Origin of the sequence: Dokdonella sp., from assembly GCF_044227025.1 — a bacterium.
In the GTDB taxonomy this organism is placed as follows: domain Bacteria; phylum Pseudomonadota; class Gammaproteobacteria; order Xanthomonadales; family Rhodanobacteraceae; genus Dokdonella_A.
Genome location: NZ_JBGAFX010000001.1, coordinates 125,313 through 151,882, shown reverse-complemented (window position 1 = coordinate 151,882; position 26,570 = coordinate 125,313). Strand labels below are relative to the sequence as shown.

Below are 26,570 nucleotides of genomic sequence, written 5' to 3'. Positions count from 1 at the left end.
AGCGGCGGCCCGCGCCATGCGCGAGGCCGCCACGATGCCTGCGGTTCTTACTTGGCGCCGATGTGGCCGAGCAGCGGGTTCGCGAACAGCAGCAGCAGCGCGATCGCGACGCCGATCATCGGCACGGCGTCGAGCAGGCCGGCGACGATGAACATCTTGGTCTGCAGCATCGGGGTCAGCTCCGGCTGGCGCGACGAACCTTCAAGGAACTTGCCGCCGAGGATCGCGAAGCCGATCGCGGTGCCGAGGGCGCCGAGGCCGATCAGGATCGCGGCAGCGATGACGGTCATGCTCAGGACATCGGCGACCTGTGCGACGTTGGCGATGGTTTCCATGTTCTTCTCCGTGGCTCTACTAGGGTGATGAAAAATCGGGTGCTACAGCGCAAAAAATAAAGCGGGTCTTTCGATCCGGGCGTCCATCGAAGAACGCCCGGGCTTCACTTTGAAAGTGCGGCCACGGACGGCCGCTCTGCCTTCGCAATCAAGGACGATTGCACAATCAGTGACTTTCCGCGGCCATGCTGAGGTACACGAGACTCAGCACCATGAAGATGAACGCCTGCAGCGTGATGATCAGGATGTGGAACGCCGTCCAGCCGAAGTCGGCGATGAACTGGCCGATGCCGAGTGGCCAGGTCGAGAACGTGCCAAGGCTGCTGCCGAGCGTCATTACCGCGATCAGGATGAAGATGAGCTCGCCGGCGTACATGTTGCCGAACAGTCGCAGGCTCAGCGAAACCGGGCGCACGCATTCCTCGATCAGGCGCAGCAGCAGGTTCGGGATGACCAGCGCGATCTTGCCGACCATGCCTTCCGCGTGGAACGGCGCGGTCAGGAATTCGCCGAAGAACTTGCCGACGCCCTTGTTCTTGATGCCGACGTACTGGATCAGCAGGAACACGGTCAGTGCCATGCCGAGCGTGGTGTTGAGGTCGGCGGTGGGCACGATGCGCAGGTACGCGTGCGCAGGATCGTGGCCGGCGAGGCGGTGGCCGCTTGCCCACGCCCACGGCAGCAGGTCGATCGGCAGCAGGTCCATGAAATTCATCAGGAACACGAGGCAGAAGATCGTGATCAGCAGCGGCGCGATCATCCTGCTCTTGCCGTGGAAGGTTTCCTTGACCAGGCCATCGACGAACAGCACGACCATCTCGATCGCGCATTGCAGCTTGCCCGGCACGCCCGCGGTGGCGCGGCGTGCAACGCGCACGAACAGCAGGAAGAACACCAGCGCGGTCAGCACCGTGAAGAACAGCGTGTCCAGGTTGAGCGTCATGAACGCGTTGTCACCCAAGCTCAGCTGCCAGTGGTGCAGGTGATGCTGGATGTATTCGGTCATGTTGCCCGAGCCGGCTTCTTCGGTTGCCATCGTTCTACCTGGTTGCGATGAGGGCGATCCAAAACGCGAACTGCGCGGCCAGGATCCCGCCGATCAGGCCGGGAAACGGCAGCTTCCATACGGCTATCGCGAGGTACAGCGTCGCGCACAGCCAGACCCATTTCAGTGCCTCCGCCGCCCAGGCGGAGCGCAAAACGCTGCGCGCCGGGGCCACGCCACGGCCGAACAGGCGCACTGCAAACAATATGTTTCCCATGGAGACGATGCTGCCGCCGACCAGTGCCGCGAGGCCTGTCCGCCAACCGAACCCCGCCACCGCCAGCGATACCGCCAAGGTCGCACCGAGCTGCAGGGACGCGGTGCGGGCCGCCACACGCCAGCCATGGGCGATGGAATTTCGCACTCGGAACTCCCGCCGGCGGAGGATCGTTCGCGGCGCGCGTTCCCGGCGCGCTCCACCTCTCCAAAAGGCCGCGCAGTTTATCAAGCGCGGGGTGTGGGCCGCAATCGAAATGCGTCGGGCTTGGGGTGGCGTCCGGCGGCGGTTGGCGCGACATGTTGCCGCAGTGGGGCAAGTGCCGCTCCCTGTGACCTACCAGCGCATGTCCGGTGTTCGGGCAGCGCGTGGCATCTCGGAAATTGCTCCTGCATTTCCGGGATTCGGTCCATCCTGTACACCTGAAATTGCTCCTGCATTTCAGGTGTACCGTCCATCCATGGACATAAAAAAGGCCGGGCAGAGAGGCCCGGCCTTCAAGTCCGACAGTGCGCCAAGGGGAGTAGCGCGCTGTCTTTCTGGGGACTTCTTCGATCAGCCGGCCTTCTTGGCCGCCTTGACCGTCTTGTTCATCGTGTCCGTGACGGTCTCGTTGACCGACTCGAACGAGCTCTTGGCGAGCGAACCGATCGCTTCCGACGTCTTCATCGAGACGCCGAGGACTTCCTGGCCGTTCGCATACAGCTTCTCGGCGCTTTCCTTGGCGAGCTGGACGCCCTTGGCCGAGATCGACTTGGCAGCTTCGAGGTCGCGCACTTCCGCGGCTTCGGTCCAGAACTCGACGGACGCCTTGACGCGGTCCTCGAAGGTCTTCAGGTTCAGCTCGGTGATGCGCTCGAAGCCGGCGAGGGCGAGGCCCTGGGCCTTCACGAAGGCATCGGCATAGCTCTTGCCGAGCGACAGGGTCTGGGTGTTGATCTGCTCGAACATGTTCGATACCTCTTGGGTATGGGGGGAGTGTTGAGGCGCATCCTAGCAGGGGATTTGTTGCGACGCAACAAGAATATCGAAACGGGACGTGAACGCCCGCCAGAGTACCGGGGTGTTTCTTTTCAATTCAATGAATTGAGCGCGCTTCGCTAGATTGGCGCAGCGCAAGAAATCAATCGGCGCCGGCGTACTCGCAGGCGGTGGTGCAGGTTTCGTTCACGACCACGCGGGACAGCAGGGGCAGGCGCGGCTTGAGGCGATCCCAGATCCAGCGCGCGAGCTGCTCGCTGGTCGGGTTTTCGAGGCCGGCAACCTCGTTGAGGTAGTGGTGGTCGAGCTGCTCGTACAGCGGCGCGAACGCAGTCTTGATGTCGGCGTAGTCCATCACCCAGCCGAGCTGCGCATCAAGTGGTCCGCGCACATGGATGCCGATCGCGAACGAATGCCCGTGCAGGCGGCTGCATTTGTGTCCTGCCGGCACGTTCGGCAGGCGGTGGGCCGCCTCGACGCGGAAAGTCTTGGAAATCTCCATCGTGCAAGTCTAGCGCAGCGACAAGCGCCCTCCGCCTGTCAGCCCGGAACAATCTCGGCCTTGCGAAGGATGAATCCGGCTGGATCCCGACGTCGCGGCGAAGATGTCTCGCCTATGCCGTTTGTCACGTAGCAAGGACCGCGCGCTTCCGACAAGATCGACCGACGCCCGCTGGCGGCGACTCGTTACCCGGAGGCACAGATGGAAAGGCGTGATTTCCTCAAGATGACCGGCGTGGGCCTTGGTGGCCTGCTGCTGCCGGCCCTGCACGGCCGCGTCATCGCCGCGGAGGCGTTGCTGACGAAGATCGACGTCGCGACCAAGAAGAAGCTCGCGGATGTTGCGCTCGGCGCGGCCAAATCGGCCGGCGCGAGCTATTGCGACGTGCGCATCGGGCGCTACCTGCGCCAGTTCGTGATCACGCGCGAGGACAAGGTGCAGAACGTCGTCAATACGGAGTCGAGCGGCATCGGCATCCGCGTGATCGCGAAGGGCACCTGGGGCTTCGCCGCGACCAGCGACATGAGTCCGGACAGCGTCGCGAAGGCGGCGAAGGAAGCGGTCGCGATCGCCAAGGCGAACTCCAAGATTCAGGCCAGGCCCGTCGAGCTCGCGCCGGTGAAGGGTGTCGGCGAGGTCAGCTGGTCGACCCCGATCGTCAAGAACTCGATGGAAGTACCGCTCAAGGACAAGGTCGACCTGCTGCTCGGCGTGAACGCGGCGGCGATGCAGGCGGGCGCGAGCTTCATCAACTCGATCCTGTTCCTGGTCAACGAACAGAAATACTTCGCCTCTACCGACGGCTCCTACATCGACCAGGACGTCCACCGCATCTGGGCGCCGATGCAGGTCACCGCTGTCGACCAGAAGACCGGCAAGTTCCGCATCCGCGCCGGCCTGTCGGCGCCGCGCGGCATGGGCTTCGAGTATCTCGACGGCAACAAGGCCGACAAGGTCGAGCTGCCGGGCGGCGCGATCGTATATGGCAACTCCTACGACATGAAGGAAGACGCGATCGCCGCGGCGAAGCAGGCGAAGGAGAAGCTGACCGCGCAGTCGGTGAAGCCGGGCAAGTACGACCTCATGCTTGATCCCTCGCATCTGTGGCTGACGATCCACGAGTCGGTCGGCCATCCGCTCGAACTCGACCGCGTGCTCGGCTACGAGGCGAACTACGCAGGCACCAGCTTCGCCACGCTCGACAAGTGGAAGGACAAGTTCAAGTACGGCAGCGACAAGGTCACGATCTTCGCCGACAAGGTGCAGAAGGGCACGCTCGGCGCGGTCGGCTACGACGACGAGGGCGTCAAGACGCAGCGCTGGGACCTCATCAAGGACGGCACCCTGGTCAACTACCAGGTGATCCGCGACCAGGCGCACATCCTCGGCCTGAAGGAGTCGCAGGGGTGCTGCTACGCCGATTCGTGGTCGAGCGTGCAGTTCCAGCGCATGGCCAATGTGTCACTCGCGCCGGGCAAGGACAAGATGTCGCCGGCCGACATGATCAAGGGCATCGAGAACGGCATCTACATCGTCGGCGACGGTTCCTTCTCGATCGACCAGCAGCGCTACAACGCGCAGTTCGGCGGCCAGCTGTTCTACGAAATCAAGAACGGCAAGGTGACCCAGCCACTCGAGGACGTCGCCTATCAGATCCGCACGCCGGAATTCTGGAATTCCTGCGCCGCGGTCTGCGACGAGAGCGACTTCCGTTTCGGCGGCTCGTTCTTCGACGGCAAGGGCCAGCCGGGCCAGGTATCGGCGGTCTCGCACGGCTCCAGCACCGCGCGCTTCAACGGCGCCAACGTCATCAACACGGCACGCAGCCTCGGCTGAGCGCGCGGAGGACACATCGAATGAGCATCTACACCGAAGACCAGGCCAGGGCGATCCTCGACAAGGCGATCAAGGCGTCAAAAGCCAACCAGTGCAGCGCGACGCTGAACGGCGGCATCAACGGCAACATCCGCTACGCGTTGAACAGCGTGTCGACCAGCGGCCGGGTCAGCGACTGCGACCTCGCGGTCGAGGTCGCGTTCGGCAAGCGCATCGGCACCGCTACGATCAACAGCTTCGACGACGCCTCGATCGAGGCGGTCGTGCGCCGCGCCGAAGAGCTGGCGAAGCTCGCGCCGGAGAATCCCGAATTCGTGCCGGCGATCGACAAGCAGGCGTACAAGGCGAGCGGCACCTGGAGCGACAAGACCGCGGCGATCACGCCCGAATACCGCGCGTCGGTCGCTGCCGCGTGCATCGAGCCGTGCCGCAAGGACAAGCTGGTCGCGGCCGGGTTCTTCACCGACAACGCGAGCTTCTCGGCGATCGCGAACAGCAAGGGCAACTTCGGCTACCAGAAGACCACCGGCGTAGACTTCACGTGCACCGTGCGCACCGACGACGGCCACGGGTCGGGCTGGGTCGCGCGCAACCTCGGCGACGTGTCCGGGTTTGATGCGAAGAGCGACATCCAGACGGCGATCAGCAAGGCCAAGGGCTCGGCCGAGGCGAAGGCGCTCGAGCCGGGCAAGTACACCGTGATCATGGAGCCGGCCGCGAGCGCGGGCCTGATCTCGTTCATGATGTTCGGTTTCGACGCGCGCCGCTCCGACGAAGGACGCAGCTTCCTGTCGAAGAAGGGCGGCGGCAACAAGCTCGGCGAGAAGCTGTTCGACGAACGCGTGACGATGTACGCCGACCCGTGGGACGAGCAGTCCGCAGTGCTGCCGTGGGACAACGACGGCCTCGCGCGCGAGCGCACCCCGATCGTCACCGGTGGCAAGATCGACTACCTGCAGTATTCACGCTACTGGGCGCAGAAGCAGGGCAAGAAGGCGGTCGGCCAGCCCGGCAACCTGATCATGGTCGGCGGCGACAAGTCGACAATGGACCTGGTCAAGGGCACCAAGAAGGGCGTGCTGATCACGCGCACCTGGTATATCCGCCTGGTCGATCCGCAGACCGTGCTGCTGACCGGCCTGACCCGCGACGGCACGTTCTACATCGAGGATGGCGAGATCAAATACCCGATCAAGAACTTCCGCTTCAACGAGTCGCCCGCGATCATGCTCAACAACATCGAGGAGATCGGCAAGCCCGTGCGCGTCGCCGACGACGAATCGCCGTTCGTGATGATGATCCCGCCGCTGAAGGTGCGTGATTTCACGTTCACCTCGTTGTCCGACGCGGTGTAGCGGATCGTCGCGAGCCACGATGGCCATCTACAGCGAACAGCAGGCGAAGGCCATCCTCGACCGCGCGATCGGCCTGTCGAAGGCCGATCAGTGCGTCGCGACATTGTCCGGTTCGAGTGGCGGCAATATCCGCTACGCGCTGAACGGCGTGTCCACCAGCGGCCACGTGAGCGACGCCGACCTCGCGGTCGAGGTCGCGTTCGGCAGGCGCGTCGGCACCGCGACGACGAACCGCTTCGACGACGCGTCGATCGAAGCGGCGGTACGCCGCGCCGAGGAACTGGCGCGGCTCGCTCCGGAGAATCCGGAGTTCGTGCCGGCGATCACGCCGCAGGACTACAGGGCGAGCGACACGTTCGCCGGCCCGACCGCGGCCATCACGCCGCAGTACCGCGCGCAGGTCGCGGCCGCGTGCATCGAGCCGTGCCGGCGCGAGCACCTGGTCGCGGCGGGTTTCTTCGCGGATGCGCAGAACTTCAACGCGCTCGCCAACAGCAAGGGCAACTTCGGCTACCAGAAGTCCTCGGCGATGGATTTCACGTGCACCGTACGCACCGATGACGGGCGCGGTTCGGGTTGGGTCGCGCGCAACCTGCTCGACGTCGCGAAGTTCGATCCGAAGGTGGAAATCCGTTCGGCGATCGAGCGCGCGAAGACTTCGGTCGAGGCGAAGACGCTCGAGCCGGGCAAGTACACCGTCGTGTTCGAGCCGCAGGCGCTCGCACCGTTGATGCTGTACCTCGGCTTCGATGCACGCGAGGCCGACGAAGGGCGCAGTCCGCTCTCGCGCAAGGGTGGCGGAAACCGCGCGGGCGAGCGCGTGTTCGGCGAGGCCGTGACGCTGTATTCGGATCCGTGGGACGCACAGGTACCGGTGTTGCCGTGGGACGACGAAGGCGTCGCGCGCGAGCGCATCCCGATCGTCACGCGCGGCAAGATCGAACCGCTCCAGTATTCACGCTACTGGGCGCAACAGCAGGGCCGCAAGGCGACCGGCCAGATGGGCAACCTGATAATGGCCGGAACCGACCAGTCGACGATGGATCTCGTGCGCGGCACGCGCCGCGGCCTGCTCGTCACGCATACCCATTACGTCACGCTGTCCGACCCGCAGACCATCCTTCTGAGCGGCGTCACGCGCGACGGCACGTTCTACATCGAGGACGGCGAGATCAAGTACCCGATCCGCAATTTCCGCTTCCTCGAATCGGTCGTCGTCATGCTCAACAACATCGAGGCGGTCGGCGCGACCGAGCGCATGGTGACCATGTACGCGCCGCAGTTCCCGTTGCGGCTGCCGTCCCTGCGCGTGCGCGACTTCACGTTCAGTTCGCTGTCCGAGGCGGTTTGAACCGCATGACCCGCGGCGAATTCCTGCGTCTGGTCCTCGCCGGTTGCGGCGCAGCCCTGCTGGCGCCGCGCGCCGCGCTCGCCGAAGCGGCGACGGCATCGCCGCCACCATCGACCTACGATTTCTGGTTCACGCGCCTGATGTACGAGTCGGGCGACTGGGACGTCGACCAGCGCATGCCGTCGAACCTGCTCGACGCGCTGATCCAGTACACGACCTTGCGTGTCGATCCGCGCGAGCGCGTGCTTCCGCTGTCGGATCCGCGCATGCTCGAACAACCGTTCTGCTACCTCGCCGGGCACAAGCTGGTCGAGTTCAATCCGGACGAGCGACGCAACTTCGAGCGCTATGTGCGCAATGGCGGTTTCGTTTTCGTCGACGACTGCAACCACGACATCGACGGCCTGTTCGCGAAGTCGTTCGAACGCGAGATGGCCGCGATCTTCGGCGAAGATGCACTGCAGAAGCTGCCGAAGACGCATCCGTTGTTCGAAAGCTTCTTCCGTTTCGACGGCCCGCCGAACACGGCGTTCGAGCTCAACGGCTGGGGCGACGACCTCGTGCACGAGTACCTCAAGGGCATCGCGCTCGACGGCCGCCTCGGGGTGCTCTACAGCAACAAGGACTACGGCTGCGAATGGGACTACGACTGGCGCAACAAGCGTTTTCTCGCCGAGGACAACACGAAGTTCGCGGTCAATGTCGTCATCTACGCGCTGACCGCGTGACTCCATTCACCGTCATTCCGGCAAACGCCGCAATCCACTTTCCGGTTTGCCGCAACGACGAACCCGGGTTTTTCGAATGAACGTACAGCACACAGAACCATCCGTCCGGCAGCAACTCGCAAGGCTCGACGCACTGCGCGAGGCGATCGCCCAGGTGATCGTCGGCCAGCGCGCGGTCGTCGAGCAGTTGCTGATCGGCCTGCTCGCCGGCGGCCACTGCCTGCTCGAGGGCGTGCCGGGCCTTGGCAAGACCCTGCTCGTGCGCGTCCTCGGCGACGCGCTCGCGCTCGACTTCCGGCGGATCCAGTTCACGCCGGACCTGATGCCGAGCGACATCGTCGGCACCGAGATCCTCGAAGAGGACCACGGCACCGGCAAGCGCTACTTCAAGTTCCAGCAGGGTCCGGTGTTCACCAACCTGCTGCTCGCCGACGAGCTCAACCGTACGCCGCCGAAGACGCAGTCGGCGCTGCTCGAGGCGATGCAGGAGCGCACGATCAGCTATGCCGGCACGACGCACCGCCTGCCGCAGCCGTTCTTCGTGCTGGCGACGCAGAACCCGCTCGAACAGGCCGGCACCTATCCGTTGCCGGAGGCTCAGCTTGACCGGTTCCTGCTGCATGTGCGCGTCGACTATCCCGACGAGGCGGAGGAGCGCACGATCATTGCGCAGACGACCGGTGCGGCGGCCGCGCGGATCATGCCGGTGATGTCCGGCGACGAGGTCATCGCGCTGCAGGCGCTCACACGCGAGGTCCATGTCGGCGACGAACTGCTGGCATGGATGACCCGCCTCGTGCGCGCGACGCGCCCGCAGACGAGCGACGTGGCCGAAGTGCGCGACTGGGTGCGCTGGGGCGCCGGACCGCGCGCGGGCCAGGCACTCGTGCTCGCCGCCAAGGCGCGCGCGCTGATCAACGGTCGCCTCGCCGCAACGCGCGAGGACGTGCATGCGCTCGCCCCGCCGGTGTTGCGCCATCGACTGCTGCTGTCGTTCGCGGCCGAAGCCGAGCAGCGCAGCAGCGATGACGTCGTCGCCGTCCTGTTGCGCGCGTTGCCCGCTCCGTAGAGGCAAGGCCGTGCAAAAGCAGAGGAGCCTGCAACACGAGGCACGCCGGGCACGCGATGGAAAGGCATTTCCTTCGCGCAGTCGCCAGGCGGCAGGCTTGGTTCGTGGCGTTGCGAGGCCGCGCCCGCTTGCTCGTGCAGCAGCATGCTCCTTCGTGTACCCGGGGCGTTTCGCGTTCCAGTCTTTCCGCTTTGTGCCATGCAGGCCGACCTGATCCCGCCCGACGTGCGCGCGCGCTTGCGCGGCCTGCGCCTCGCGACGCGCGCGCCGGCCGGCGGCGACGGCCTCGGCCAGCATTCGAGCCGCAGCCGCGGCGCCGGGCTCGAGTTCGCCCAATACCGCGCCTATGAGCCCGGCGACGAGCCGCGGCGCATCGACTGGAAACTCTACGCGCGCTCGGACCGCTACTTCGTGCGCGAGGCAGAGCGCGACAGCCCGCTTGCGGTCTGGATCGTGCTCGACGCGACCGCGTCGATGGCGCAGCGCGATCGCGCCGGTGCGGCACGCGACAAGCTCGACGCGGCACGCGTCCTCGCTGCCTGCACGATCGAACTCGCGTTGCGCCAGGGCGACCGCTTCGGCCTCGTCCTGCTCGGCGATACGCTGCAGGCGATTCCCGCCGGCAGCGGCGCACGCCAGCGCGACCGCTGCCTGCTCGCGCTCGCGCAAGCGCGCACGGGTGGCGCGTGGCCGACGGATGCCGCGCTGCGGCCGCTGTTCGAGCGCATCGCGCCCGCATCACTGGTCGTTTTCCTGTCCGACTTCTTCGACGACGCGGCGGTCGATCTCGCCGTGCGTCTCGCGCTCGCGCGCCGCGAGATCGCCAGCGTGCAGCTGATCGCGTCCGACGAACACGACTTTCCGTTCCGTGGCAGCCATCGTTTCGTCGAGCAGGAAACGGGTGCCGAGCGCCGCGTCGACGCCGCCGGCGTGCGCGCCGATTTCCTCGCGCGCTTCACCGACGCGCGGCGCAACCTCGCGCAGCGGTTTGCCGCGGCCGGTATCCGCCATGCCGGGCACGTGCTCGACGAAGCGGTCGATGCGCCGCTGCGTGTCCTGTTCGGTTCGGCGAGCGGCGCCGGGCGATGAGTTTCGCCCTGCTCGCGCCGCTCGGTCTCGCTGCGCTTGCGGCGTGGGTGCTGCCGCTGCTTATCCACCTCGTACGGCGGGTCGAGCTGGAGACGACTCCGTTCGCCGCGCTGCGCTGGATCGGCTCGCGCATCCAGCCTCAGCGCCGCCTGCGCTTCGAACGCCCGTGGCTGCTGCTGGTGCGCCTGCTGCTGCTCGCCCTGCTCGCGCTGCTGCTCGCGCGACTCGCGCTCGAGGCGACGACGGCGGCTCCGACGCCGCGCGTGTACGTTGCGCCCGGCGTCGATCGTGGCGCGGCGCTGGCCGCGGTCGACAGCTCCCATGCGGACTGGCGCTGGCTCGCGCCGGCGTTCCCGCGCTTCGAGGAAACGCTTGCGGCGGGCGGCGTGCCGCTGGCGAGCCTGCTGCGCGAAGCGGATGCGCAGCTGCCGGATGGCGAAACCTTGCAGGTGGTCGTGCCACGGCAGCTCGCCGGACTCGATGGCGAACGCGCGCGACTCGTGCATGCGCTCGAATGGCACGTCGTCGCGGGCGCAATGCCGGCATCGCCGAATGCGGAAGATGCGAGCCCGATCCGCGCCGTGGTGCGCTACGCAAACGAGGACGCGGCCTCCGTGCGTTACGTCGAAGCCGCCGTCGCGGCGTGGAACGTGCGCGAGCCAGGGCGCTACCGGCTCGACGCTGCTGCAGTAGGCAAGCCGATCCCCGACGACGCGAGCTGGCTGGTGTGGCTCGCGCCGACACCGCCGCGCGATGTGCTGCCGTGGATCGAACGCGGCGGCCGCGCGCTCCTCGCGCACGCGGGCGACGAAGGCGACGCGCTCTGGCGCGACGCGCACGGCGACGTCGTCGCGCGCGATCGTCGCATCGGTGCCGGGCACGCGATCGTCTTGCCCGACGCGCTCGCGCCGGACCGGTTGCCGCAGTTGCTCGACCCCGGATTTCCGGAGCGGCTGCGTGTCGCGTTCGCCGGCACGCCGCCGGCGCCGGATCGCGCCGCCGCACGCGCGATGGCGCCGGCGCTGGTCGACGGCGGGGCTGTGCATTCCGCGCGCTCGCTCGCCGCGGCGCGGCCGCTGGATGCCTGGCTCGCGCTCGCGATCGCCGTGCTGTTTGCGCTCGAACGCATCGTCGCTACGGCGCGTCGCCCGGAGCCGCGCGCATGACGCTCGATCCGCGCATCGAACGCTGGCGAGCTGCTGCCACGCGCCGGGAGATCGCGATCGCGCTCGGGATCGGCGCGCCGGCGGCGCTCGCGCTGGTCGCCGCCGTCGCGTACCGTTTCGGCGGCGGTGCGGCGGCGATCTCCACGGTCATTGCGTCGCTGCTGCTGGCGGTCGCCGCAGTACGTGCCGCGCGCCGCGTCGATGCCGGCTGGCTCGCGCGGCGGCTCGACGCGCTCGAGCCCGCGATGGAAGACAGCTCATCGCTGCTGTTCGGGCGCGACATGCTCGCACCGCTGCCGGCGCTGCAACGTGCGCGCCTGCTGCGCCGCCTCGATGAAGTCGGCGCCGACGTGCGCTCCGCATGGCCATGGCGCGCGCTAGCGCTGGCTGCGATCGTCGGCGGACTGCTTGCGCTGGCCGTGGCGCTTGCTCCGAACGCCCGCGACGCGTCAACCAGAAGCGATGGCGAGCACGCGAAGGCGTCGCCGGACGCGACGCGCATCGAGGCATCGACCCTCGCGCTCGCTCCGCCCGCCTACACCGGCATCGCTGCGTCGACGCAGTCCGCACTCGATGCGCGCGTGCCGCAGGACACGCGGCTGCGCTGGCAGCTGCGCTTTGCGCCGAGTCCGCGAGCAGCCGCACTGCAATTCCACGATGGACGGCGCATCGCGCTGCAACGCACCGGCGACGCCTGGAGCGGCGAGGCCAACGCGACCGCGTCGGCGCTCTATCGCATCGTCGTCGATGGCGCGCCGCCGCTCGCCGACGACGGCCTGCACCGCATCGACGTGCTCGCCGACCGCGCGCCGGAAGTGCGCGTGATCGAACCGGCTCACAGTCTCAACCTCGTCGACACCATGCAGCCGTCGTGGCCGCTGGTGTTCGAGGCCGCCGACGACTACGGCATCGCCAAGGCCGAACTGGTCGTCACGCTCGCGCATGGCAGCGGCGAGAACATCGCATTCAAGGAGCAGGTCAACGTGCTCGTGGGGCAACCGATTTCCCGTCCAAGCAGCGACGCGCAATACAGTCTGCCGTCGTCCCGGCGGGACGGTGATTCTGGCGTCGCCTTGCGCTACGGCTATGCGATTGATCTCGCGGCTCTGGGTTTCTCGACGGGTGACGACGTCGTCGCACGTGTCGTCGTCACCGACAATCGCGCGCCCGCAGCGAACGTCACGCGCGGACCGGGCGTGATCCTGCGCTGGCCGCAGGCGGCGTCGAAGGATGGCGGCGGCCTTGAAGGCATCGTGCAGAAGACGATGCCGGCGTACTTCCGCAGCCAGCGCCAGATCATCCTCGACAGCGAGGCGCTGATCGCGGAGCGCTCGCGGCTCGACCAGGCGAAGTTCCTTGGACGCTCGGACGGCATCGGCGTCGACCAGAAACTGCTGCGCCTGCGTTACGGCCAGTTCCTCGGCGAAGAATCCGAGACCCATGCCGAGCACGCGCCGGAAGGCACCGTCGGCGCGGCCGACACGCAGGCGGGTGCGCTCGCCGCCGCGCACGACGCGCACGAGGCGACCGCGCCGCCAGCGCCGGCGAAATTCGGCGACGCGGGCGACGTCGTGGCCGAATACGGTCACGTGCACGACATCGCCGAGGCGGCGACCCTGCTCGATCCGGAAACGAGGGCGACGCTGAAGTCCGCGTTGGCCGAGATGTGGCAGGCCGAGTTGCACCTGCGCCAGGGCGCGCCCGAGCAGGCGTTGCCGTACGAACAGCGCGCGCTCGACTACATCAAGCAGGTGCAGCAGGCGACGCGCATCTATCTCGCGCGAGTCGGCCTTGAACTGCCGGTGCCGGACGAAGCGAGGCGGCTCGGGGGCGAACGCAAGGAGCTCGCGGATCGCGTCGGCACGCTCGGTGCCGCGGAGGATCCGTCGACCGCGCTCGCCGTCCTGTGGCATTCGCTCGATGCGGGCGCGCGCAATGCGACGATCGATCGGGAAGCAGCGGAACGCGCGCTGGCGACGCGCGGCGATGCGCTCGATGTGCTTGCCGCGCTCGATCGGGTGAGCCGTGATCCCGCCTGCGACAAGTGCCGTGCGCGCCTGCGCGCGGCCTTGTGGCCGCTCCTCGGGACGCCCGCGGCCGCGAGCGCGCCGCGCGTCGAGCTGGACGCGCAAGGCCGCGCGTATCTCGAAGCGCTCGAGCGCGCGCCTCGATGAACGTGGCCACGCTGGCGATACTTGCTCTCGTGTTCGCCGCCGCGGTCGGCGTCGTGCGCAGCGGGCGCGATGGGCAACGGTGGCGTGCATTGCGCGTCGCGTTGCAGCTCGTCGCGGCACTGCTGCTCGGCCTCTGCCTGTTCCCGCCGACAACGCATGAACGCTACGCAGCCGGCGAGCTCGTCGTGCTGACGCCACGCGCGACGCCGGCGCAACTTGCCGCGACGCCGCCCGGCACCGAGGTCGTTGCCTTGCCCGGTGTCGATGCGGCGCGCACGGTCGAACGCGTGCCCGACCTCGGCACCGCCCTGCGTCACCATCCCGACGTGCGTCGCCTGCGCGTCGTGGGCGGCGGCCTGCCGGTACGCGATCGGGATGCCGCGCGCGGTCTCGACGTGCAGTTCGATGCGGCGCCGTTGCCGCGCGGTCTGGTCGAACTCGACGCGCCGCGCGTCGTGCGCGCCGGCAATGCCTGGCGCATCGCAGGTCGTGTCGAAGGTGCTCCCGCTGCGCGCGTCACGCTGCGTGATCCGTCCGCTGCGGTCGTCGCATCGGCGACGACCGATGAGCAAGGGCGCTTTACGCTCGATGCGTTCGCGAAGGGCGAAGGCACGGCAATGTTCGCGCTCGGGATAGGCGCCGCCGACGGGACCCCGGTCGACGAGGTGGCGACGCCGCTGGTCGTGGATGCCGGCGTGCCGTTGCGCGTGCTGCTGCTCGCCGGCGCGCCCGACGCCGAACTCAAGTATCTACGTCGCTGGGCCGTCGACGCGGGCGTGGCGCTCGACAGCCGTGTGGGCCTCAGCGAAGGCATCGCACTGAACGAAGGCGCGTCGCTGGTCGATGCGCCGACGCTCGCGAAGACCGATGTCGCGATCGTCGACGAGCGCGCGTGGGCGGCGCTGTCGCCGACGCAGACGGACGCGTTGCGTGACGCCGTGGACAACGGCCTCGGCCTGCTGCTGCGAGTGACCTCGATGCCGCCACCGGCGGTCGCGGACGACTGGGCCGCACTTGGCTTTCGCCTTCGCGTGACCGATGCCGCGCCGAAGCCGTTGGCACTCGATCATGCGCTCGGCCTCGCCGCGGGCAGGCTTGCGTTCACGCGTGCGCCGCTCGACGTGCAGGCGCAAGACGCGGCGCCGCTGCTGCGCGCCGACGATGGCGCCGTACTGGCTTCGTGGCGCGCGCAAGGACAGGGTCGCGTCGCGGTGTGGACGCTTGCGGATGCGTTCCGCCTGCGCCTCACCGGCGAGAGCGCGCGGCATGCATCGCTGTGGAGCGGAACGCTCGCGACGCTTGCGCGCGCGCGCGGCGCCGCACAGCCGATCATCGACGCCGATGCGCGCGTCGACCGGCGGATGGCCCTGTGCGGGATCGACGCGGACGCGCGCGTCGAACCACCACGCGGAGACGCCGTGCCGCTCGACGTTGTCGGACACGCTGCGCGTCGGTGCGCTGCCTACTGGCCGGCCGTGCCCGGCTGGCATGCACTCCTGTCGAACGGTACGCGCTGGCCGTTCCACGTGCGCGCGCCCGATGAAGCACTCGCACTCGCTGCGGCCGACGATGCTGCGGCGACCCGGACGCTGGCCGACGCGCGAGCAGCGGGTGCGGTCGCGGCCGCATCGCGCGATGTGGCCTGGCCACGCTGGCCGTTCTTCCTCGCCTGGCTTGCGGTAGTCGCGCTGCTCTGGACGCTCGAGCGTGCGCGCGGGGCTCGGTAGCCGAGCACGCGGGGTGGCGCGCGCGACGCGCGTCCCGCACTACGCGAGTGCGCTCGCGTAGGCGTAGTCCCCGCCGCGTGCGAGTGCGCGCTGATACGCAGATCGCGCGTGGATGCGCACGAGCCAGCCGCGTGCGTGAACATGCCGATCGGCCAGCACGCCGCGCGCGGCGGCGGCTTCAAGAGGGAAGCTCATCTGCACGTCGGCGGCGCTGAATCGGTCGCCGGCGAACCATTCGTTGCGCGCGAGTTCGGCGTCGATGTAGTCCATGTGCAAGCGCAACTGCGGATCGACGAAGCCGGCACGCACTTTCGCCACGATGCCGTGCGCGATCGGGCGGACGAAGAACGGCATCTTCGCGCTCTCGATGCGATCCATGACCAGGCGGAGCAGCAGCGGCGGCATCGCCGAACCCTCGGCGTAGTGGAGCCAGTAGAGGTAGCGGCCGCGCCCCGGCGAGTCCGCAGGCGGCGCGAGACGGCCGTTGCCGTAGCGGTCGGTGAGCCGCTCGATGATCGCGCCGGATTCCGCCAGCACTTCGTCGCCATCGACGACGACCGGTGACTTGCCGAGCGGATGCACCGCGCGCAACGAAGCAGGCGCGAGCAGGGTGTGCGGATCGCGCTGGTAGCGCACGATCTCGTACGGCTGGCCGAGTTCCTCCAGCAGCCACAGGATGCGTTGCGAGCGCGAGTCGTTGAGGTGATGGACGACGATCATGCGGACCTCCGTGGCCGCGATGGTAGCGGATCGGTGCCGGGCGACGCTTCAGGGTTCGTCTTCGCCCGCCGGCCGCAGGGTTTCGATGCGGCCGGCATCGTTCGTTTCAAATTGCCACGTCATCGTCTTGTGTGCGAACGACACGCGATAGCTGCGCACGCGCCGGCCCTCTGTGCGTCGATCGGCGAGCAGGTCGATGCCGCGGGCGGGACCGACCGCCTCGAGCAGTGCCCGGCCGAAGTCGGACAGGAATCCGACCGACGGATTTGCCGCTGCGCGTTCGAAATGCCGTACATCGAGCCGGCCGCGCGCCGCGTCGCGCAGCGTCGCACGCAACAGGGCGGTGACCGCAGGCTCCGCGTCATCGATCGAAGGGGTTGCCGGCAGCGGCGCGAGATGGAGATCGGCGATGGCTTCGGCAAGCAGCGGGTAATAGTGCTGTTGGTTGCACAGGACGGCGATCGTCAGTTGGCGCGCGTCGATGCGCAGGATGTCGGCGAGTGCGGGACCACCGCTGTGGCCGACCACGGACGTGCCGCGATAGCGGCGAGCCGTCCAGCCAATGCCGAAGCCGCCGCGGCGGCCATCGGCGAGGGTCGGCGGGGTCTGCAACGCTTGCCAGCTCGCGCTCTTCAGCAGGGTGCCCTGGTCGAGCGCGACGAATACGCTGGCGAGGTCGCGGATCGACGCGTACAGGCCGCCGGCGCCGTAGCCCTGCTCGCCGTACAGGAATTCGCTGACGCGCTGTCGGCCGTCACTCCAGGCGTGGATGGACGCGCGATGCGGCACGACATCGGCGGAGCGGATCGACGGTCCCTGGTTGCGCGCGAATGCGAAGCGCGGCGCATCGAGATGCAGCGGCTTGAAGATCTCGTCGTCGAAGATCGCCGGCAGCGCTTTTCCTGCAGCGATTTCCAGCACGGCACGCAGCACCACGAAATCGGTGAATCCGTAGCGCGCTTCGCTGCCGGGTGCGTACACCAGCGGCCGCTGCTTCGCGGCGGCGACGATGGCCTCGACGGTCTGCGGCCGCGGCTGGCCGAGGTCATCGTCGAGGCCCGATGTGTGCGTAGCGAGCTGCGCCACGCGGATGGTCCGCCATGAAGCCGGCGCGTCGGCGAAGAACTTCGACAGCGGATCGTCGAGCGACAGCCGACCGCGTTCGACCAGGCGCATGAGCGCGATGCCGGTGAAGATCTTGGTGGCCGAAGCGAGCTGGAAGGCGGTGTCGACGTCGACTTTCGCCTGCCATTCGAGATTCGCCATGCCGTAGGCGGCGAGCTTGACGATGCGGCCGCGCTCGATCACCGCGACGGCGGCGCCGGGAATGTGGCTGCGCGCCAGCGCGTCGCGCACGATGTCGTCGATCGGGTCCGCGCGCGTGGCGCTGGCGCAGACGAGCAGGACGATGGCAAGGAATGCAGGCTTCATGCTGTCGTCGAACGCGCTGCAGCGGGCGCGGTTGACCCGCGCCCACGACGCTTCGTCGTCGTCGCCGCACGCTTCGGCGCAGGCGGCGATTGCGTCCGGCTTTTGCGGGACTGACGGCACGGGTTGGCGCCCGATCATCGTGGGATGCTCGTTTCACCGGATCATGGAGACCGTTCGATGCACCGCACGCTCGTCTCGTTGGCCATCGCCGTTGCGGTCCTCGCAAGCGGCGCAAGCGCGTCGGCGGCGGCGCTCGCCACCGGCGTCGAACTGCTGCCCGGCCGTTTCATTGCGGGAGAGCAGCCCGATGGCAACACGCTCGTGTTCGACGGTGCCGACGGCCTGGTCGTGTTCGATACGGGCCGCCACGTGGCGCATACCCGGCAGATTGTCGACTACGCGCGCTCGCGCGGCCTGCCGATCGTCGCGATCTTCAACAGCCACTGGCATCTCGACCACGTCGGCGGCAACGCGCTGCTGCGCAAGATGTTCCCGGCCGCGCGCGTGCACGCGAGCGGTGCGATCGAGGATGCGATGCGCGGTTTTCTCGCGGGATATCGCGCGCAGATCGAGCAGGTTCTCGCCACACCCGACGGCGATGTAGCGCAGAAGGCCGCACTGCGCGACGAGCTCGCGCTGATCGACGCAGGTCCGGCGCTGTATCCGGACGAGCGCATCGTGAAGGGTGGAATGACGCGCATCGCCGGACGCCGCGTGCAGGTCGGCCTCGAGACCCGCGCGGTCACCGCCGGCGACGTCTGGCTGTTCGACCCGGCCACGCATGTGCTTGCCGCGGGCGATCTGGTCACATTGCCGGCACCGCTGTTCGACACCGCCTGTCCGGCGCGCTGGAAGGCATCTCTCGCGCATCTGGACCAGATCGGCTTTGCCACGCTCGTTCCCGGACATGGCGCACCGATGACACGCGCGCAGTTCGCGACCTACCGAAGGGCGTTCGACCGACTCCTCTCTTGCGCGGACAGCAAGGCATCGAAGGACGCCTGCATCGACGGCTGGCTGCACGATGCGGATACGCTGATCCCGACGGGCGACGTGAAACTCGCGCGCGGCCTGCTCGGCTACTACCTCGAAGGCATCCTGCGCGATGCGTCGAAGACCACGCCCTTGTGCCTGTAGGGGCCGGGCGCGCGCGAGTCCCGTCGTGATCGACTGGCGGCACGCGCCGCGTGCGCGTCCCGCCGCGTGCGCGAGTCGTGGCCGCTACAGGCCGAGCACGAAGACTTTTCCGTTGACCTTCGGCGTCGGCCAGATCGGCGAGGTCATGCCGGCGGCGACGGCTACGCGTTGTCCGGCGCCGGTGTCGTAGGTGATGACGCCACCCGCGACGGCGCCGCCAAGGTCGGTCGACCACAGCGGCTTGCCGCGCTTTGCGTCGAACGCGTAGAAGTGGCCGCCCATGTCGCCGAAGAACAGTACGCCGCCCGCGGTCGGCGTGATGCCACCCATCAGCGGGTACGGTGCCTTGAACTGCCACGCGCGCTTGCCGCTGTCTGCGTCGGTTGCGGTCATCCAGCCGGCCCAGTCCCTGGTGTCGTCCTGCTTGCCGAAGCCATCGGGCGAACCGCTCCACGGCAGCCCGGTCGGCGCCTTGACCATCTCCTCCTTCGCGGCCGCGCGCACGGTGCTGCACCAGTCGACTTCGCCTGTGTAGATGAAGTTGGTGCGCGGATCGTAGGCCGGGCTGTTCCATTCGGCGCCGCCCTGCGAGCCCGGACAGAAGCGCGTGCCCTCCGGCGTGATGGGCGCGTCCACGTTGAACATGCGCGTGACCGGCTCGCGGTAAACCTGCGCGCCGCTGGCGAGGTCGATCACATGCAGCAAGCCGTCTTTCGGTGCCTCGGCAAGCAGGCGGCGACCGCCCTTGCTGGTGAACAGGCTTGGCGCGGTCGACGCATCCCAGTCGTGGAAGTCGCGCTTGACCATCTGGAAATGGTTCCGGTACGCGCCGGTCTTCGCATCGAGCACCACCACCGAGCTGGTGAACAGGTTGTCGCCGGCGCGATGCGCGTTGACGAAATCGGGCGCGGGGTTGCCGCCGGGCACGTACAGCAGGCCGCGCTCGGGATCGAGCGTGTAGGAAGACCAGGTCGCTCCGCCGGTGATCGGGAACCCTTCGTCCGTGTTCCACGAGCCGACGTGTTCGGCAGCCGAGTTCGGCGCCTGCGGTCCGCGCGCGAAATCGCCGTCGTCCTTCGGCACCATGTAGAACTCCCACACGATGCGGCCGTCGTTGGCGTCGAGCGCGTAGATGCGGCCCTTCACGCCCTTGTTGTCGCTGCCGGCGTTGCCGATGAAAACGAGGCCGTTCCAAGCGATCGGCGCGGCCGGCACCGATTCACCGCGCGCCGGATCGGCGATCGTCGTCGCCCACAGGCGCTTGCCGGTCTTTGCCTCGTAGGCCAGCACGCGACCATCGGTGGTGCCGCGAAAAACGCGTCCCTCGGCGAACGCCGGTCCGCGGTTGCTCTTCAGCATGCCGGAGGCGTAGCTCTCGTGCGCGCGCCAGTTCTCCTTGCAGGTATCCGGGTCGATCGAGAACAGGTCGTGCTCCGTCGTGCCGAACAACGCGCCGTCAACCTGCAGCAATCCGGTGTGGAATCCGGTCTGGTCGCCGGTGTCATAGCTGCACAGGATCTTCAGGCCGGAAACGTTCTTCGTGTTGATCTCATCCAGTGGCGCGTAACGCTCGGAAGTCAGCGTGCGGTTGTAGCTTGGCCAGTCGTGGCGTTCCGCGGCATGTGCCGCAGGCAGACAGGCGAGGACAAACGGCACGAAAGCACATGGCAGGCGCATGAGGGCGACTCCGGCAAGGGCGGGAGATCACCGTCGAGCGGCGTGCGCCAGCGGCGACCGGGCGCGATCATACGCCGTCGGTCGCAGGTCGCGAATCCGCGATCTTTCGCGGCGGTTCAGCCGCGTGGTCGACGCGGCTTCGAGCCGCTCTTCGCGGCGGTGCGCGCGGGTGCCTGCAACGGCTCGTTCTGGCCGCTCGCCTGGAACGCGCTCGCTTGCACATGCAGCCACGCACGGAACGCCTGGAAGCCCTGATGGCGCGTCGAGCGTTCGGGGTAGACGAGGTAATGCGCGTAGCGCGCCTTCATCCGCTCGGGGAACAACACGACGAGGCGACCGCTTTCGACCAGCGGGCGCATCAGCGTGGCGCGGCCGAGCGAGATGCCGAGGCCTTCGGCGGTCGCGCGCTGCAGCGTGTCCGAATCGCTGAAGGTCGCGACGTAGCGTTTCGGTTCCTTGCCGCCGAACTGCTCGAACCAGCGTGGCCACGGATCGTCCGGACTCAGCAGCGGCCAGTCGCCGAGTTCGTCGAGACGCGGCGGCTTGCGACCCTTCAGCAGCGCGGGGCTCGCGACCGGCGTCAGCCATTCCTCGAACAGCAGTTCCGCAGTCACGCCGTCCCAGTGGCCAGGGCCATAACGCAGGGCGCCGTCGAAACGGCCATCGGCGAAGTCGACGCGCGCGACCGACGAATCGAGGTTGAACTCGAAGTCCGGATGCTGCGCGACGAACTGCGGCAGGCGCGGCATCAGCCAGCTCGACGCGAGCGAAGGCAGGGCGCTGATGCTGAGCACGCAGTCGCGGCGCGAGCACAACGGCTCGAGCGCGGCGTCGATCGCATCGAAATGCGGGCCGATCCGCTGCAGCAACAACGCGCCCTCGGCGGTGGTCTTGAGGCCACGCGGTCCGCGCACGAACAAGGTCACGCCGAGGCGTTGCTCGAGCAGGCGCACCTGGTGGCTGAGTGCGCTCACGGTCAGGTGCAGGCGCTCCGCCGCGCGCGTCATGTTCTGCGCGCGCGCAGCCGTCACGAAGACCTGCAGGGCGTTCAGCGGAGTGCGTTCCATGTTCGAAATTCCTCAAGCCTGACTATCAAACATGTCGCTACCGGAACACGCGTATGAGGCCTATCTTGTCGCCTCCAACGCCGCACCGCAACCTGATGGGAGAGAGCGCCATGTTGAAGCAATTGAATGGTATCGCCGCCGGCTTGCTGGGCCTGCACGGCTACCCGGTCGAGCCGATCTCGTGGGCGCCGACGCGCCCGTCGCCGGCGCTTGCCGATCCTGCCGCCGACGCTGCGGCGGCGCCGCGTGTCGCCACACCGACCCCGCGCGAGCCGGCGCCCGCGGCCGCCGCACTGCATTGCTGAGCACGCCATCATGAACCTCTCCGTGCGTCCGTCCGTCACCGCGCTGCCGCTGATCGCGGCCGCGTTCACGCTGGTGGTCTGGTCGTCCGCGTTCGCGGCGATCTCCTACGGCTTGCAGGCGTTCTCGCCGGCCGAGCTTGCGCTGCTGCGCTTCCTCGTCGCCTCGCTGATCTTCGCGCTGCCGGTCGCGTTCGGCGTGATCAAGCTGCCGCCGCGCCGCGACTGGCTGGCGGTCATCGTGCTGGCCCTGCTCGGCATGACCGTTTACCAGCTGTCGCTCGGCTATGCGATGACGCGCGTGCCGGCCGGTTCTGCGGCGGTCATCGTCTCGCTCGCGCCCGGTGTCACCGCGGCCCTTGCGGCGTTGCGCCTCGGCGAATCGCTCGGCGCGCGCATCCTGGTCGGCCTCGCAGTCGCGTTCGCCGGTGCGCTGCTGGTTACGCTCGGTTCGGGCCGCGCGATCCGCTTCGAGCCGATGGCCCTGCTCGTGCTCGTGTCCGTGCTGGTCACCAGCATCTACTTCGTCGGGCAGAAGCCCCTGCTGCAACGGACCACGCCGCTCGGCTTCACCGCCGCGAGCATCTTCGTCGGCACGCTCGGCCTGTTGCCGTTCGGCCTGCACCTGCCGGAGAAGATCGCGCTCGCATCGACACCGCAGATCGCCAGCGCGATCTGGCTCGGGGTTGGTCCGACCATCCTCGGCTATATCGCGTGGAGCTTCGCGTTGTCGCGCGCGCCGGTGTCGGTGGTGTCGAGCTTCCTGTACGGCCAACCGCTGTTGGCCGGCCTGATCGCGTGGTTGTGGCTCGGCCAGACCATGGGCACGCTCGCCATCGCGGGTGGCGCACTCACGCTCGTCGGTGTCGCGCTGACCGTGCGTGGCGCGCGCAAGCCCGCCGTCGTCCCGCCAGCGCCAGCAGCGAAGCCCGCGCTGGCGAAGCTGTGTCATGCCTGCGTCGCGCTCTGGCACGGCGCGCAGGTGCAGATCCGCTGAGGGCCGAGCGCTTGCTGGTGGAGCCGGGCTTGCCCGGCTCGTGGAATGCAAGAACAAGGCGGCGGAGCAAGCACGGCGCTACAAGAGCAGATCCGCACGCTCTTGTGGAGCACGAAGCAGGATGCAGGCATGACCTTCAGGCATCGAAAAGTGCCGCCTGCCCCGGCGTGTCGTCGGGGTCGTGGAAGTTCGCTAGGCCGACGCCGACGAGGCGGTACAGGGTCATCGCCGGCAGCTCGACCGCATCGCGCAACGCCAGCGCGATCGCGGCCAGTTCGTCGGCCGAACGCGGCGCCACATCCGGTGTGCGGCTGCGGGTAAGGATGCGGAATTCGCGTGTCTTCAGTTTCAGCACCACGGTGCGGCCGATGCGTTCGGTACGGCGCGTCGCTGCCCACGTCCTGGCGGCAAGATCGCGGATCACGGCTTCCGTCTCGCCCAGCGGCACGTCGGTCGCGAACGTGTCCTCCGAAGAGATCGACTGGGTCGGCCGGTCCGGCCGAACCTTGCCGTGGTCGATGCCGTGCGCGAGTTCCGACAGGCGTCGGCCGTAACGTCCAAAGCGCGCTTCGAGCGCGAGCGGATCGAACGCGCGCAGTTCTCCGACGGTGCGGATTCCGAGCGCGGCCAGCCTGCCGTCCATGACCTTGCCGACCCCGTGGATGCGCGCGACCGGAAGCGGCGCGAGAAACGCATCGACCTCGTCCGGCCGGATCACGAACAGGCCATCCGGCTTGCGCCAGTCGGAGGCGATCTTGGCGAGGAACTTCGCAGGCGCGACGCCGGCGGAAGCGGTGAGCTGCGTCTCCTCGCGGATCTGCGCGCGGATCGCGCGCGCGATCGCGGTCGCACTCGGCAGCTCGGATTTCGGTTCGGTCACGTCGAGATACGCTTCGTCGAGCGACAGCGGCTCGACCAGGTCGGTGTGGCGCAGCATGATTTCGCGCACCTGTTGCGACACCGCCTTGTAGCGCGCGAAGTCGGGCGGCACGAAGACCGCGTCCGGACACAGGCGTTCCGCGCGCACGGCCGGCATCGCCGAGCGCACGCCGAACGTGCGCGCCTCGTAGCTCGCCGCGCACACCACCGAGCGCGCGCCGCGCCAGGCGACCACGACCGGGCGACCGCGCAGGGCGGGATCGTCGCGCTGTTCGACCGACGCGTAGAACGCGTCCATGTCGATGTGGATGAACTTGCGCATCGCGGGCCAGGTGGGAGTGGTCGCGATGCTACTACCACGCAACGGCGGCGAGGCAGTCGCGACGATTTCCTACGCGACGTCGCGCGATCCTGCCATCGCGCACCCGCGGCGCATGCGCGAGCATGCGCGCTCGGCACAGGGAGGGAGACCGGCATGGACGCCATCGGGCGCAACGGCACGGCACTCGCGCGGATGTTCGCCGCATTCGCGCTGGTCGCGGCCACCTCGTCGTCGGCGGCCTCGGTGTACAAGTGCCGCGACACGCAGGGCCACATTGCATACCAGGACCGCGTGTGCGCGGTGACGCAGCAACAGTCGCAGATCGAGTTGCTGGCGGCGCCGGCGGCGGCGCCCGCTTCCGACCATTCCCGCGCCCCAATGGGCAGGGGAGAGCGCGAGCACAAGACGCGCAGGCCGACACGCGCCGCACGCGTGCGCGAGGTCATGTCGTGGGAATGCCGGGGCGCAGGGGGCGAAGTGTTCTATCGCCATGCGCGCTGTCCGAAGTCGATTCCCGATCCTCGCGCTGCGGCCGGATCGCGCAAGCAGGGCGCGAAGCCGGTCAAGGTGTCGGCAACGCCGCTGCCGCGCGCCGAGGCTTGTCGCCGGCTCGCCCGCGCCGGATCGATCGGGCGCCGCGGCCACGAGCACGACGAGTCGGTCTCGACCTACGACAGGAATGCCGGTCGCGATCCGTGCCGGCGTTATTGATGGGCGCGGCGCGAGTCGACGCATGCGGGTAGGATGGCCGGTGCCTTCCACCGGAGCGAACCGCATGCGTCGTCGTATTTCCCTCGTGCTGGCTGCGGCTCTGCTCGCCGCGTGTTCACCGTCGCAGCCACCGTCGACGAATGCCGCGCCGGCGCCGGTCGCCGACGCGCAACAGGCGAAGGCGCTCGAAGCCTGGCGCCAGATGCTGCAACAACAGCAATGGGAATTCGCGGCACCCGTCGGCAAGGAGATCGTCGAGAAATACCCGGGAACCGCGGCGGCGCAGGAAGTGCAGAAGGATCTTGCCGGCGTCAGCGCGAAAGCCACGGCTGCGGTCACGCATCGCCGCCTCGTCGCGCTGTGGAGCTACCAGGCCGGCAAGGAATCCGGCGGCGACCAGGTGACCGCGTCGATCTACAGCAGCGATGCTACCGCCGACAAGCGCGTGCGACTGATCCTGCGTCGGCATTCCGCGTGGGGGCAGAGCGTGTACCTGTTCGGTGGCGGCAAGGGCTTCGAGTGTCGCGGCGTGTGCAACCTCGCGGCGAAGTTCGACGACAAGCCGCAGAAGGTCGCGGCGTACCTGCCGGATACCGGCGAACCTGCACTGTTCATCAAGGACGACAAGGGTTTCATCGCCAGGCTCGCCGACACGCAGAAATTCAGCGTCGAGGTGACCGAGAAGGGCAAGCCGGCGCGCACTCTGGTGTTCGAAGTCGGCGGCTACGACGCCGCGAAGTTTCCGCCGCTTGCAAGGAAGTAGCGCGGGCCCCGGCCCGACGATTCGGTCTTCCGCCCTTCGCGTTCCAGACCGGCGGGCGGGTCGACCCTACACCGCGCCCGGATCGTGCGCCTCGAGCGTGATCCCGCTCGCGACGATCCGGTAGTGTCTTTTCGACAGCACGCGAAGTTCGCCGCCATCGGCCAGGCAGACTTTTGCGAGACGCTCGATGTGCGCGTTCTCATGGCTCGCCGGTTCGACATAGACATGGATCTCGTAGTCGTTCCCGTCGCTGCCGCGCGCGTGGTACAGATGCTTGAGGACCATGTTCGCCATTGGCCGGCTCCACTTCGCCGCCATTCATAGCGTACTCGTCCTGAATGGATTCGCGGCGAGCGCCGGTTTCCGGCGAGGGCAGGCGTAGACTGTGTCGATCGCGTCGCCACACCGTTCCGTTTGATGGAGGTCGTTCCCGTGAAGCGCGCCAGCGTACTTGGCTTCCTGTTCCTGCTGCTCGCCGCGCCGTCGTTCGGCGCGGACGAGCCCGCCATCACGGGACCGGAAGCAGGGCAGGTCGCTCCCGACTATCGCCTGCAGGACCAGAAGGGTGATTGGCACACGCTGGCGCAGGAGCGCGGCAAGTGGGTCGTGCTGTATTTCTATCCGAAGGATTTCACCCCCGGCTGCACCACCGAGGTGTGCACGTTCCGCGACGACATCGTTGCGCTGCGCAAGGCCGGCGTGGACGTGTTCGGCGTCAGCCTCGACGACGTCGCGTCGCATGCGGAATTCGCCGAGAAGTACCACGTGCCGTTCCGCCTGCTGTCGGACGCGGACCGGGCAACCGCGAAGGCGTATGGCGTGCTGACCTCGAAGCTCGGCTTCAGCTACGCGCGCCGCGAGACGTTCCTGATCGATCCGGACGGCAAGGTGGCCAGGCGCTACAAGGACGTCGATCCGAAGGAAAACTCCAAACAGGTGCTGGCCGACCTTGCCGCGCTCAAGAAAGCCACCGACTGATTCCGCGTCAC

26 protein-coding genes are annotated in these 26,570 nt (G+C 68.1%); 15 read left to right on the top strand and 11 right to left on the bottom strand.

Annotated features, from left to right (window positions below):
* Window positions 1-47: 47 nt before the first annotated feature.
* From atpE to queD, 5 genes are all read right to left on the bottom strand, one after another.
* Window positions 48-335, bottom strand: coding sequence for a F0F1 ATP synthase subunit C (gene atpE / locus ACILRJ_RS00655; protein ID WP_277871135.1), 288 nt, complete (start codon window positions 333-335; stop codon window positions 48-50).
* 166 nt (window positions 336-501) lie between these two features.
* A complete protein-coding gene (gene atpB / locus ACILRJ_RS00650; RefSeq protein WP_395679326.1) occupies window positions 502-1,371 on the bottom strand; it encodes a F0F1 ATP synthase subunit A in 870 nt (289 codons plus the stop codon).
* Window positions 1,372-1,375: 4 nt separating this feature from the next.
* Window positions 1,376-1,744, bottom strand: coding sequence for an ATP synthase subunit I (locus ACILRJ_RS00645; protein ID WP_395679324.1), 369 nt, complete (start codon window positions 1,742-1,744; stop codon window positions 1,376-1,378).
* Window positions 1,745-2,152: 408 nt separating this feature from the next.
* Complete coding sequence (locus tag ACILRJ_RS00640) at window positions 2,153-2,548, bottom strand: phasin family protein (protein WP_395679322.1); 396 nt, start codon at window positions 2,546-2,548, stop codon at window positions 2,153-2,155.
* 172 nt (window positions 2,549-2,720) lie between these two features.
* Entirely contained in the window at window positions 2,721-3,080 is a 360-nt protein-coding gene (gene queD, locus ACILRJ_RS00635; RefSeq protein WP_395679320.1) for a 6-carboxytetrahydropterin synthase QueD, read from the bottom strand.
* Between the two features lie 201 nt (window positions 3,081-3,281).
* Between queD and ACILRJ_RS00630 the strand changes: the two genes are divergently transcribed.
* The 9 genes from ACILRJ_RS00630 (at window position 3,282) to ACILRJ_RS00590 (ending at window position 15,575) form a co-directional block, all read left to right on the top strand.
* On the top strand, window positions 3,282-4,916 hold the full coding sequence (locus tag ACILRJ_RS00630; protein ID WP_395679318.1) for a TldD/PmbA family protein: 1,635 nt from the start codon (window positions 3,282-3,284) through the stop codon (window positions 4,914-4,916).
* A gap of 20 nt (window positions 4,917-4,936) precedes the next feature.
* Window positions 4,937-6,271, top strand: coding sequence for a TldD/PmbA family protein (locus ACILRJ_RS00625; protein WP_395679316.1), 1,335 nt, complete (start codon window positions 4,937-4,939; stop codon window positions 6,269-6,271).
* A gap of 19 nt (window positions 6,272-6,290) precedes the next feature.
* Window positions 6,291-7,622 (top strand): TldD/PmbA family protein, encoded by a 1,332-nt coding sequence (locus ACILRJ_RS00620; RefSeq protein ID WP_395679314.1) that lies wholly within the window; start codon window positions 6,291-6,293, stop codon window positions 7,620-7,622.
* A 5-nt stretch (window positions 7,623-7,627) separates the two neighbouring features.
* Entirely contained in the window at window positions 7,628-8,350 is a 723-nt protein-coding gene (locus tag ACILRJ_RS00615) for a DUF4159 domain-containing protein (RefSeq protein ID WP_395679312.1), read from the top strand.
* Between the two features lie 76 nt (window positions 8,351-8,426).
* Window positions 8,427-9,419 (top strand): AAA family ATPase, encoded by a 993-nt coding sequence (locus tag ACILRJ_RS00610; RefSeq protein ID WP_395679310.1) that lies wholly within the window; start codon window positions 8,427-8,429, stop codon window positions 9,417-9,419.
* 198 nt (window positions 9,420-9,617) lie between these two features.
* Window positions 9,618-10,508, top strand: a complete 891-nt coding sequence (locus ACILRJ_RS00605) for a DUF58 domain-containing protein (RefSeq protein ID WP_395679308.1) — start codon at window positions 9,618-9,620, stop codon at window positions 10,506-10,508.
* On the top strand, window positions 10,505-11,674 hold the full coding sequence (locus ACILRJ_RS00600) for a BatA domain-containing protein (RefSeq protein ID WP_395679306.1): 1,170 nt from the start codon (window positions 10,505-10,507) through the stop codon (window positions 11,672-11,674). The genes ACILRJ_RS00605 and ACILRJ_RS00600 overlap by 4 nt, the downstream gene beginning before the upstream one ends.
* Window positions 11,671-13,848 (top strand): hypothetical protein, encoded by a 2,178-nt coding sequence (locus ACILRJ_RS00595; protein ID WP_395679304.1) that lies wholly within the window; start codon window positions 11,671-11,673, stop codon window positions 13,846-13,848. Before ACILRJ_RS00600 ends, ACILRJ_RS00595 begins: the two co-directional genes overlap by 4 nt.
* A complete protein-coding gene (locus ACILRJ_RS00590; RefSeq protein WP_395679302.1) occupies window positions 13,845-15,575 on the top strand; it encodes a carboxypeptidase-like regulatory domain-containing protein in 1,731 nt (576 codons plus the stop codon). Before ACILRJ_RS00595 ends, ACILRJ_RS00590 begins: the two co-directional genes overlap by 4 nt.
* 39 nt (window positions 15,576-15,614) lie before the next feature.
* Here the strand turns inward: ACILRJ_RS00590 and ACILRJ_RS00585 are convergent, their stop codons facing one another.
* Together ACILRJ_RS00585 and ACILRJ_RS00580 are read right to left on the bottom strand one after the other, a co-directional pair.
* Window positions 15,615-16,295, bottom strand: a complete 681-nt coding sequence (locus tag ACILRJ_RS00585) for a glutathione S-transferase (protein ID WP_395679300.1) — start codon at window positions 16,293-16,295, stop codon at window positions 15,615-15,617.
* 48 nt (window positions 16,296-16,343) lie between these two features.
* Window positions 16,344-17,864 (bottom strand): serine hydrolase domain-containing protein, encoded by a 1,521-nt coding sequence (locus tag ACILRJ_RS00580; RefSeq protein ID WP_395679298.1) that lies wholly within the window; start codon window positions 17,862-17,864, stop codon window positions 16,344-16,346.
* Window positions 17,865-17,903: 39 nt separating this feature from the next.
* Between ACILRJ_RS00580 and ACILRJ_RS00575 the strand changes: the two genes are divergently transcribed.
* Entirely contained in the window at window positions 17,904-18,863 is a 960-nt protein-coding gene (locus ACILRJ_RS00575) for an MBL fold metallo-hydrolase (protein WP_395679296.1), read from the top strand.
* A gap of 84 nt (window positions 18,864-18,947) precedes the next feature.
* On the opposite strand, the gene ACILRJ_RS00570 is transcribed toward ACILRJ_RS00575, so the two are convergent.
* Together ACILRJ_RS00570 and ACILRJ_RS00565 are read right to left on the bottom strand one after the other, a co-directional pair.
* Window positions 18,948-20,540: a pyrroloquinoline quinone-dependent dehydrogenase gene (locus ACILRJ_RS00570; protein WP_395679294.1), complete on the bottom strand. Its 1,593-nt coding sequence runs from the start codon at window positions 20,538-20,540 to the stop codon at window positions 18,948-18,950.
* A gap of 116 nt (window positions 20,541-20,656) precedes the next feature.
* The gene (locus ACILRJ_RS00565; RefSeq protein ID WP_395679292.1) at window positions 20,657-21,607 is read right to left on the bottom strand and encodes a LysR substrate-binding domain-containing protein; all 951 of its coding nucleotides are present in this window, start codon (window positions 21,605-21,607) and stop codon (window positions 20,657-20,659) included.
* A 110-nt stretch (window positions 21,608-21,717) separates the two neighbouring features.
* On the opposite strand from ACILRJ_RS00565, the gene ACILRJ_RS00560 reads away from it, so the two are divergent.
* Window positions 21,718-21,912, top strand: a complete 195-nt coding sequence (locus ACILRJ_RS00560) for a hypothetical protein (RefSeq protein WP_395679290.1) — start codon at window positions 21,718-21,720, stop codon at window positions 21,910-21,912.
* A 10-nt stretch (window positions 21,913-21,922) separates the two neighbouring features.
* Window positions 21,923-22,906, top strand: a complete 984-nt coding sequence (locus ACILRJ_RS00555; RefSeq protein ID WP_395679288.1) for a DMT family transporter — start codon at window positions 21,923-21,925, stop codon at window positions 22,904-22,906.
* Between the two features lie 136 nt (window positions 22,907-23,042).
* Here ACILRJ_RS00555 and dinB read toward each other — a convergent pair whose 3' ends face one another.
* Entirely contained in the window at window positions 23,043-24,107 is a 1,065-nt protein-coding gene (dinB, locus tag ACILRJ_RS00550; RefSeq protein ID WP_395679286.1) for a DNA polymerase IV, read from the bottom strand.
* 153 nt (window positions 24,108-24,260) lie between these two features.
* On the opposite strand from dinB, the gene ACILRJ_RS00545 reads away from it, so the two are divergent.
* On the top strand, window positions 24,261-24,818 hold the full coding sequence (locus tag ACILRJ_RS00545) for a DUF4124 domain-containing protein (protein WP_395679284.1): 558 nt from the start codon (window positions 24,261-24,263) through the stop codon (window positions 24,816-24,818).
* A 64-nt stretch (window positions 24,819-24,882) separates the two neighbouring features.
* On the top strand, window positions 24,883-25,581 hold the full coding sequence (locus ACILRJ_RS00540) for a hypothetical protein (RefSeq protein ID WP_395679282.1): 699 nt from the start codon (window positions 24,883-24,885) through the stop codon (window positions 25,579-25,581).
* Window positions 25,582-25,647: 66 nt separating this feature from the next.
* On the opposite strand, the gene ACILRJ_RS00535 is transcribed toward ACILRJ_RS00540, so the two are convergent.
* Entirely contained in the window at window positions 25,648-25,875 is a 228-nt protein-coding gene (locus tag ACILRJ_RS00535) for a hypothetical protein (protein ID WP_395679280.1), read from the bottom strand.
* Between the two features lie 138 nt (window positions 25,876-26,013).
* On the opposite strand from ACILRJ_RS00535, the gene ACILRJ_RS00530 reads away from it, so the two are divergent.
* A complete protein-coding gene (locus ACILRJ_RS00530) occupies window positions 26,014-26,559 on the top strand; it encodes a peroxiredoxin (protein WP_395679278.1) in 546 nt (181 codons plus the stop codon).
* Window positions 26,560-26,570 lie beyond the last annotated feature (11 nt).

What these genes read in the sequence shown, in the direction of transcription:
- atpE (WP_277871135.1), bottom strand. Translation starts at nt 335, where the DNA reads ATGGAAACCATCGCCAACGTCGCACAGGTCGCCGATGTCCTGAGCATG.
- atpB (WP_395679326.1), bottom strand. Translation starts at nt 1,371, where the DNA reads ATGGCAACCGAAGAAGCCGGCTCGGGCAACATGACCGAATACATCCAG.
- ACILRJ_RS00640 (WP_395679322.1), bottom strand. Translation starts at nt 2,548, where the DNA reads ATGTTCGAGCAGATCAACACCCAGACCCTGTCGCTCGGCAAGAGCTAT.
- queD (WP_395679320.1), bottom strand. Translation starts at nt 3,080, where the DNA reads ATGGAGATTTCCAAGACTTTCCGCGTCGAGGCGGCCCACCGCCTGCCG.
- ACILRJ_RS00630 (WP_395679318.1), top strand. Translation starts at nt 3,282, where the DNA reads ATGGAAAGGCGTGATTTCCTCAAGATGACCGGCGTGGGCCTTGGTGGC.
- ACILRJ_RS00625 (WP_395679316.1), top strand. Translation starts at nt 4,937, where the DNA reads ATGAGCATCTACACCGAAGACCAGGCCAGGGCGATCCTCGACAAGGCG.
- ACILRJ_RS00620 (WP_395679314.1), top strand. Translation starts at nt 6,291, where the DNA reads ATGGCCATCTACAGCGAACAGCAGGCGAAGGCCATCCTCGACCGCGCG.
- ACILRJ_RS00615 (WP_395679312.1), top strand. Translation starts at nt 7,628, where the DNA reads ATGACCCGCGGCGAATTCCTGCGTCTGGTCCTCGCCGGTTGCGGCGCA.
- ACILRJ_RS00610 (WP_395679310.1), top strand. Translation starts at nt 8,427, where the DNA reads ATGAACGTACAGCACACAGAACCATCCGTCCGGCAGCAACTCGCAAGG.
- ACILRJ_RS00605 (WP_395679308.1), top strand. Translation starts at nt 9,618, where the DNA reads ATGCAGGCCGACCTGATCCCGCCCGACGTGCGCGCGCGCTTGCGCGGC.
- ACILRJ_RS00600 (WP_395679306.1), top strand. Translation starts at nt 10,505, where the DNA reads ATGAGTTTCGCCCTGCTCGCGCCGCTCGGTCTCGCTGCGCTTGCGGCG.
- ACILRJ_RS00595 (WP_395679304.1), top strand. Translation starts at nt 11,671, where the DNA reads ATGACGCTCGATCCGCGCATCGAACGCTGGCGAGCTGCTGCCACGCGC.
- ACILRJ_RS00590 (WP_395679302.1), top strand. Translation starts at nt 13,845, where the DNA reads ATGAACGTGGCCACGCTGGCGATACTTGCTCTCGTGTTCGCCGCCGCG.
- ACILRJ_RS00585 (WP_395679300.1), bottom strand. Translation starts at nt 16,295, where the DNA reads ATGATCGTCGTCCATCACCTCAACGACTCGCGCTCGCAACGCATCCTG.
- ACILRJ_RS00580 (WP_395679298.1), bottom strand. Translation starts at nt 17,864, where the DNA reads ATGATCGGGCGCCAACCCGTGCCGTCAGTCCCGCAAAAGCCGGACGCA.
- ACILRJ_RS00575 (WP_395679296.1), top strand. Translation starts at nt 17,904, where the DNA reads ATGCACCGCACGCTCGTCTCGTTGGCCATCGCCGTTGCGGTCCTCGCA.
- ACILRJ_RS00570 (WP_395679294.1), bottom strand. Translation starts at nt 20,540, where the DNA reads ATGCGCCTGCCATGTGCTTTCGTGCCGTTTGTCCTCGCCTGTCTGCCT.
- ACILRJ_RS00565 (WP_395679292.1), bottom strand. Translation starts at nt 21,607, where the DNA reads ATGGAACGCACTCCGCTGAACGCCCTGCAGGTCTTCGTGACGGCTGCG.
- ACILRJ_RS00560 (WP_395679290.1), top strand. Translation starts at nt 21,718, where the DNA reads ATGTTGAAGCAATTGAATGGTATCGCCGCCGGCTTGCTGGGCCTGCAC.
- ACILRJ_RS00555 (WP_395679288.1), top strand. Translation starts at nt 21,923, where the DNA reads ATGAACCTCTCCGTGCGTCCGTCCGTCACCGCGCTGCCGCTGATCGCG.
- dinB (WP_395679286.1), bottom strand. Translation starts at nt 24,107, where the DNA reads ATGCGCAAGTTCATCCACATCGACATGGACGCGTTCTACGCGTCGGTC.
- ACILRJ_RS00545 (WP_395679284.1), top strand. Translation starts at nt 24,261, where the DNA reads ATGGACGCCATCGGGCGCAACGGCACGGCACTCGCGCGGATGTTCGCC.
- ACILRJ_RS00540 (WP_395679282.1), top strand. Translation starts at nt 24,883, where the DNA reads ATGCGTCGTCGTATTTCCCTCGTGCTGGCTGCGGCTCTGCTCGCCGCG.
- ACILRJ_RS00535 (WP_395679280.1), bottom strand. Translation starts at nt 25,875, where the DNA reads ATGGCGAACATGGTCCTCAAGCATCTGTACCACGCGCGCGGCAGCGAC.